This window comes from Streptomyces sp. H27-C3 (assembly GCF_030063415.1).
Taxonomy (GTDB): Bacteria; Actinomycetota; Actinomycetes; order Streptomycetales; family Streptomycetaceae; genus Streptomyces.
The window spans coordinates 65,723-72,277 of record NZ_JASITA010000038.1; the positions used below are offsets into that span (position 1 = coordinate 65,723).

Genomic DNA, 6,555 nt, shown 5'->3' on the forward strand with positions numbered 1-6,555 from the left:
GGGCACGTGGAGCCAGGACTTGTACACACTCAGCAGCCGCCGCGACGGCCGTGGATCGTCGGAGTTTCCGGTGCGTCGGGCACCCCGTACGCCGCCGCCGTGCTGCGTGGCCTGCTGGACGCGGGGGAGAGCGTGGACCTGGTGGTCAGCCGGGCCTCGCGGCTGACGCTGCTCGACGAGACGGGCATCGCGTTCCGCGACGCCCACTGGCAGGACGATCTGCGGACCTGGCTGGCGCGGGGCGCGGACGGCAAGCCGGACACGTTCACGGCCGATGTGGGCGACGTACGGCACTGGGCGGCCGGGGATCTGGCCGCCGGGCCCTCGTCGGGTTCGTATCCGGTCAAGGGGATGCTCATCGTCCCGGCGTCCACGGCGAGCGTGGCCGGGGTCGCGCTGGGGCTCTCGAAGGACCTGCTGCAACGGGTGGCGAGCGTGACGCTCAAGGAGCGCCGCAAGCTGGTGGTCGCCGTGCGCGAGACGCCGCTGAACGGGCAGACGCTCAGGCACCTGGTGACGCTGGACGAGGCGGGCGCCGTGGTGCTGCCCGCCTCACCGGCGTTCTACGCGGGTGCGACGCACATCCAGGATCTGGTGGACTTCGTCGCGGGGCGGGTGCTGGACGCGGCAGGGGTGCCGCACAGCCTGTACCGCCGTTGGGAAGGGAAGCTGGGGGGCTCCCGTGGGGCTTAGCGCTTCTTCTTGTCGCCGCGCGCGGTACGCGCCTTGTCGGCGCGGTGCGAGGTGGCGAGCTGGTGGTCACGCGAGCGGTCGGCCAGCTCCTGCAACGAGCGCATGCGGGCATAGGCCATCTCGAGCGTGTACACGGTGGGTTCACTCCTGAAGTTCGACTGTGATCGTTTGAAAGATTCACAGGGTGTCGGCCCTGTGTGCCTTAGATTCTATATGTAAACTCGCGTGATCGCTGAATAATGGAAGGCTTAAGGCATATGGACGCCGTGGATAGGCAGCTCATCCAGGCCCTCAGAGAGAACGGCAGGGCCTCGTACGCCGAGCTCGGCCGGCTCGTCGGGCTCTCCGGGCCGAGCGTCACCGACCGCATCAACCGGCTGGAGACGGCGGGGGTCATCACCGGCTACCGCGCGACGGTCGACTCCAAGTCGCTGGGCCTCGGGGTCACGGCCCTGATCGGCATCTCGCTCTCGGACGCGGCCGACCACGAGGACGTGGCGCACCGGCTGAAGGATCTCGCGGAGATCGAGGACGCCTGGTTCATCGCGGGCGACGACTCGTACATGCTCAAGGTCAGGGTGGGTGACGTGGACGACCTGGAGAAGACGATCCGCAGGCTCTCCGGCACCCGTGGGGTGTCCCGCACCAGGACCACGATCGTGCTCTCCACCAAGTGGGAGAACCGGGTCGGGGAACTTCCCGAGGAGGGCTAGGCGTACCTTGGTGGGGGTTTGATCGAGGGTTTGTTTTACGGAGACTAGTGGGAGGCGGCCTGATGACTGCGTCTGTTCAAGATGTGGGGCTCAAGCGTGAGCTGGAGCAGAAGGTCCGGGCCGGGGAGCGGCTCACCCGTGAGGACGGCATCGCCCTCTACGAGTCGGACGATCTGGCCTGGCTGGGCGGTCTGGCGCACGAGGTGCGTACGCGGAAGAACGGCGATGTCGTCCACTTCAACATCAACCGTCACCTCAACATGACGAACGTGTGCACCGCGTCGTGCGCGTACTGCTCGTTCCAGCGCAAGCCGGGCGAGAAGGACGCGTACACGATGCGTATCGAGGAGGCCGTCCGCCTCGCGAAGGCGATGGAGAACGAGAACCTCACCGAGCTGCACATCGTCAACGGGCTGCACCCCACGCTGCCCTGGCGCTACTACCCGCGCTCGCTCAGCGCCCTGAAGGAAGCCCTCCCGCAGGTCGCCCTCAAGGCGTTCACGGCCACCGAGATCCACCACTTCGAGACGATCTCGGGGCTTTCCGCCTCCGAGATCCTCGACGAGCTGATCGACGCCGGTCTGGAGTCGCTGACCGGTGGCGGTGCGGAGATCTTCGACTGGGAGGTCCGCCAGCACATCGTGGACCACAACACCCACTGGGAAGACTGGTCGCGCATCCACCGCCTCGCGCACGAGAAGGGTCTCAAGACCCCGGTGACGATGCTGTACGGGCACATCGAGGAGCCGCGCCACCGCGTGGACCACGTGCTGCGGCTGCGTGAGCTCCAGGACGAGACCAACGGGTTCCAGGTCTTCATCCCGCTGCGCTACCAGCACGACTTCGAGGACATGAAGGACGGCAAGGTCCGCAACAAGCTCCAGGCGCGGACGACGATGGCCAGCGGCGCCGACGCGCTCAAGACCTTCGCGGTCTCGCGTCTGCTCTTCGACAACATCGCGCACGTCAAGGTCTTCTGGCCGATGCACGGCGTCCAGACCTCGCAGCTCGCGCTGCAGCACGGCGCCGACGACATGGACGGCTCGGTCGTCGAGTACAAGATCACGCACGACGCGGACAACTACGGCACGCCGAACAAGCTGGGCCGCGAGGATCTCCTTGAGCTGATCCGCGACGCCGGGTTCCGCCCGGTCGAGCGCAACACCAAGTACGAGATCATCCGTGAGTACCCGGGCCCGGACGAGGCGCGCCGCGAGTCGCCGCAGGCGATGCGCGTCTGACGCCGTCCTGCTGTTCCGTAGGCCCCGGCGCGTGGGATCGCGCCGGGGCCTCTCGCGTGCTGGACATGGTTTGAGGTTGGTCAGGGGTAATGCTTAAGCTCGAGATATGCCCCTTACCTTTGAGCTGGACCCGCCGGTCGACGCCGCCCTTCGTGACGGTCTCCTCGCGCTCTGGGCCGATGTCAGCAACGCGGGCGGCGCCGTGGGGTTCGTACCGCCGGTGAGTGTCGAGGAGATCCGCCCCGAGCTGGTCAGGCACTTCGTCGCGATGGCCCAGGGGCGCACCCGGCTGCTCGTCGGGTACGACGAGCAGGGCGCTGTCGCCGCCGCGGCCTTCCTCACGTACAACGCGCACCGGCTGATGACCCACTGGCTCTGGCTCTACACGGTGATGGTGCACCCGGCGCATCAGGGCAAGGGCTACGGTCGCGATCTGATGGCGGCCACCGCCGACGCGGCCAGGACCTTCGACGGGATCGAAGCGATCCGGCTGACCTGCCGCGGCGGCACCGGCGTGGACCGCTTCTACGCGTCCTGCGGCTACAAGGAGGTCGGGCGGGTGCCCGGCGCGATCCGGGTGGCGCCCGGCGACGACCGCGACGACATCGTGATGCTCCAGCCCCTGACCTGATGAATAGGGGGCTGTGCTTGACTGGTGGTGACCCTTTCGGTTGTCGTTGAGAAGAAGGTCCCTCCGTGAGCATCAAGCACGCAACGGTTCGCTACACCGCGATGCGCCTCGGCGTGTTCGTCGGCTGCTTCTTCGTGATCTGGGCCCTGGTGTACTTCCGGGTGCTCCCGGCCGGTCTCGGCGAATCCAACCTGCTGTGGGTCCTGATGCTCGCGATCGTCATCTCCGCGCCGCTCAGCTTCGTGCTGCTGCGCAAGCAGCGCGACGCGATGTCGGCGAAGATCGCCGAGCGTGTGGATCACACGAAGGCCCGCCTCGACTCCAACCGCAGCCAGGAAGACGGGCTTACGCGGTAGGGCTCAGTCCCGTAAGGGCTGCGTAAGGTTCGTCACATCCCACGACGCCCCAGTTCCGGAGCACCCGCTCCGGGACTGGGGCGTCGTCGTTTCGCCCGGTCGTGAACCCGGTTCGGCGGTTTCGCACCCAAAGCAGAGCTTTGATGTTCTCAAAGTACAAGTGTTAACGTGTTCGCTATGAAGACAGCAGCCGCGCCCCGCATTGGCATGAGCGTTCCGCTCGTGGCGCGCCTGCATGTCGATCTCTGCCGCTGCATGTCCGCGGCCTGTCGCCGCCACATCTGACCCAGAAGCGACATCGCGCAGCGGCGACGCCCAGCTCCCTCGTGCAGCTCACGGCCGCCGCACCCCCGTCCCGAATCCCCGTACGGCACCCGTACGTAATCAACGGAGTGTGTCCGTGTCCGCGAACTCCGCGACCGCGCCCGAGCAGCCCGAGAAGCTCACCGACAAGTCGAAGCCTCGCTTCCGAATAACCGACAAGTTCCCCTTCTGGGCCCAGATCATCACCGGTCTGGTGCTCGGCGTCCTCTTCGGCTGGCTCGCCCGCAGCCAGGACATCACCTGGCTCAAGACCACCCTTGAGCAGCTCGGCGGCATCTTCATCCAGCTGCTGAAGCTGGCCGTCGCTCCGCTGGTCTTCTTCGCCATCCTGGTGTCGATCACCAACCTGCGTAAGGTCAACAACGCCGCCAGGCTGGCCAGCCGTACGCTGCTCTGGTTCATGATCACCTCGCTGATCGCGGTCGCCATCGGTATCGCGATCGGCCTGCTCACCAACCCGGGCGCCGGCACCGGCCTCACGCCGAAGGACGGCAAGAAGCCCGAGGGCTCCGGCTCCTGGATCGACTTCCTGACCGGCATCGTGCCCACCGACGTCATCACGCCGTTCACCCAACTGAACGTGCTGCAGATCGTCTTCATGGCCGCCGTGGCCGGTATCGCGGCCCTCCAGCTCGGCGCGAAGGCCGAGCCGATCCTCAAGCTCAGCGCCTCCGTGCTCGAACTGCTCCAGAAGGCCCTGTGGTGGGTCATCCGCCTCGCGCCGATCGGCACCATCGGCCTCATCGGCTTCGCCATCGCCGACTACGGCTGGGACCTGATCAGCAAGTACGCGACCTTCACCGCCGACGTCTACATCGGCTGCGCCCTGGTCATGTTCGGCGTCTACCCGCTGCTGCTCGCGACGGTCGCCAAGGTCAGCCCGCTGCAGTTCTTCAAGGGCGCCTGGCCCGCCATCCAGCTGGCGTTCGTCTCCCGCTCCTCGGTCGGCACCATGCCGGTCACCCAGCAGGTCACCGAGCGCCTCGGCGTGCCGAAGGAGTACGCGTCCTTCGCCGTGCCGTTCGGCGCGACGACCAAGATGGACGGCTGCGCCGCGATCTACCCGGCGCTCGCCGCGATCTTCATCGCGCAGATCTTCGACGTGCAGCTCGGCATCCAGGACTACCTGCTGATCGCGTTCGTCTCGGTCATCGGCTCGGCGGCCACCGCCGGCCTGACCGGCGCCACGGTCATGCTGACCCTGACCCTCTCCACGCTGGGCCTCCCGCTGGAGGGCGTGGGCCTGCTGATGGCCATCGACCCGATCCTCGACATGATGCGCACCGCGACCAACGTCGCAGGCCAGGCCCTGGTCCCGGTCATCGTCGCGGCCCGCGAGAAGATCCTCGACCACGACGCGTACAACTCGGCCTCGGCTTCCCCGATCGACGCGTTCGTCCTGCGTGAGGACGCGCAGGACGACGTACGCGAGGACGAGCGTGACGACGCGCGCGACGCGGACCAGAAGGCGTCCGTCCCGGTCCCCGCGTAACGACCTCGGGGGCCCGCGCACCATTGCCCCCGAGGTCGTAAGCGGCGGGAGCGGCCACGGCGTTCGCGGTGTGACCTGTACGGCGGTGCCCCCGGCCTGGTGGCCGGGGGCACCGCCGTCTGTGTGCGTCCGGTGAACTCCCGCACGCCCGTACGCTTGTGGGGCGCCAGTCGCGGCGTGTGGCGCGGGGGCGGAGGGATCTGGGACGTGGGTGCTGTCAGGGGCAAGCGGCTGCCGCGTGCCGTACGGGAGCGGCAGATGATGGACGCTGCCGTGCAGACCTTCGGGCAGCGGGGGTACCGGGCCGCGTCGATGGACGAGATCGCGGAGCTGGCCGGGGTGTCCAAGCCGCTGGTCTATCTGTATCTGAATTCCAAGGAAGAGCTGTTCGCGGCGTGCATCCGGCGGGAGGCCGCCGCGCTCGTCGCGGCGGTACGGGCCGGGGTCGAGCCCGGGGTCCCTGCCGACCGCCAGCTGTGGCACGGGCTGCGGGCGTTCTTCACGCACACCGCGGAGAACCCGGACGGGTGGGCGGTGCTGCACAACCAGGCCCGTACCCATGGGGAGCCGTTCGCCGCCGAGGTCGCCACGATGCGGGAGGAGATCATCGCGTTCGTCACCTATCTGATCGGCGCCGCGGCCCGCGAGGGCGACTGCGACCCCGAGCTGGCCGACCGGGAGGTCGCCGGAATCGCCCATGCGCTGGTGGGCGCCGCCGAATCGCTCGCCGGCTGGGCGAACGTCGCCACCGGTGCCCCGGCGAAGGAGACGGCGGCGACGCTGATGAACCTCGCCTGGGCGGGCCTGGAGAACCTCATGAACGGGGAGCGCTGGTCGCCGTCGCCCGGCCGCCGAGCCGCCCGATGAGATGGACGCGGCCGTCCTGGCCGAGCAGTTGGAAGGCGCTGCCCGCCGCGGCGTAGGTGATCCTGGACGGAAGCAGGACGGGCGCCCTGAACTCGGCCTGTATGTCGGTGACTTACGACCTCACCCACGATTGGCAGCGGCGTCGCGGCGCCTGGGACCTCCGCCTCCGGCGTTGTCGTCAGTCGCGATGGCTCCGCCATCACTCCCTCCTCCGCCTTGGATTCGAAGGCCCCAGACG

General features: G+C 68.1%; 8 protein-coding genes. 7 read left to right on the top strand and 1 reads right to left on the bottom strand.

All coding sequences use genetic code 11. The annotated features are described in order from the left end of the window. The first annotated feature begins 6 nt into the window (after positions 1-6). Positions 7-693 (top strand): UbiX family flavin prenyltransferase, encoded by a 687-nt coding sequence (locus tag QMK30_RS29980; protein WP_283521461.1) that lies wholly within the window; start codon positions 7-9, stop codon positions 691-693. Here the strand turns inward: QMK30_RS29980 and QMK30_RS29985 are convergent. Beyond that, entirely contained in the window at positions 690-827 is a 138-nt protein-coding gene (locus QMK30_RS29985) for a hypothetical protein (protein WP_283521462.1), read from the bottom strand. The two genes, QMK30_RS29980 and QMK30_RS29985, sit on opposite strands and share 4 nt — an antisense overlap. Positions 828-950: 123 nt before the next feature. On the opposite strand from QMK30_RS29985, the gene QMK30_RS29990 reads away from it, so the two are divergent. The 6 genes from QMK30_RS29990 to QMK30_RS30015 all read left to right on the top strand — a co-directional run bounded on the left by QMK30_RS29990 (position 951) and on the right by QMK30_RS30015 (position 6,317). After that, positions 951-1,406 carry an Lrp/AsnC family transcriptional regulator gene (locus QMK30_RS29990; protein WP_283521463.1) on the top strand — a complete coding sequence of 152 codons (456 nt, stop codon included), beginning with the start codon at positions 951-953 and terminating at the stop codon, positions 1,404-1,406. Positions 1,407-1,468: 62 nt separating this feature from the next. Then, positions 1,469-2,647 (top strand): aminofutalosine synthase MqnE, encoded by a 1,179-nt coding sequence (gene mqnE / locus QMK30_RS29995; RefSeq protein ID WP_283521464.1) that lies wholly within the window; start codon positions 1,469-1,471, stop codon positions 2,645-2,647. A 106-nt stretch (positions 2,648-2,753) separates the two neighbouring features. Continuing rightward, positions 2,754-3,278, top strand: coding sequence for a GNAT family N-acetyltransferase (locus QMK30_RS30000; RefSeq protein ID WP_283521465.1), 525 nt, complete (start codon positions 2,754-2,756; stop codon positions 3,276-3,278). Between the two features lie 65 nt (positions 3,279-3,343). Then, positions 3,344-3,634, top strand: a complete 291-nt coding sequence (locus QMK30_RS30005) for a DUF4229 domain-containing protein (RefSeq protein ID WP_283521466.1) — start codon at positions 3,344-3,346, stop codon at positions 3,632-3,634. 400 nt (positions 3,635-4,034) lie between these two features. Then, positions 4,035-5,450, top strand: coding sequence for a dicarboxylate/amino acid:cation symporter (locus tag QMK30_RS30010; protein WP_283521467.1), 1,416 nt, complete (start codon positions 4,035-4,037; stop codon positions 5,448-5,450). 207 nt (positions 5,451-5,657) lie between these two features. Next, positions 5,658-6,317, top strand: a complete 660-nt coding sequence (locus QMK30_RS30015; RefSeq protein ID WP_283521468.1) for a TetR/AcrR family transcriptional regulator — start codon at positions 5,658-5,660, stop codon at positions 6,315-6,317. Positions 6,318-6,555 lie beyond the last annotated feature (238 nt).

Coding starts and splice junctions, on each gene's coding strand:
- QMK30_RS29990 (WP_283521463.1), top strand. CDS start 951: ATGGACGCCGTGGATAGGCAGCTCATCCAGGCCCTCAGAGAGAACGGC.
- mqnE (WP_283521464.1), top strand. CDS start 1,469: ATGACTGCGTCTGTTCAAGATGTGGGGCTCAAGCGTGAGCTGGAGCAG.
- QMK30_RS30000 (WP_283521465.1), top strand. CDS start 2,754: ATGCCCCTTACCTTTGAGCTGGACCCGCCGGTCGACGCCGCCCTTCGT.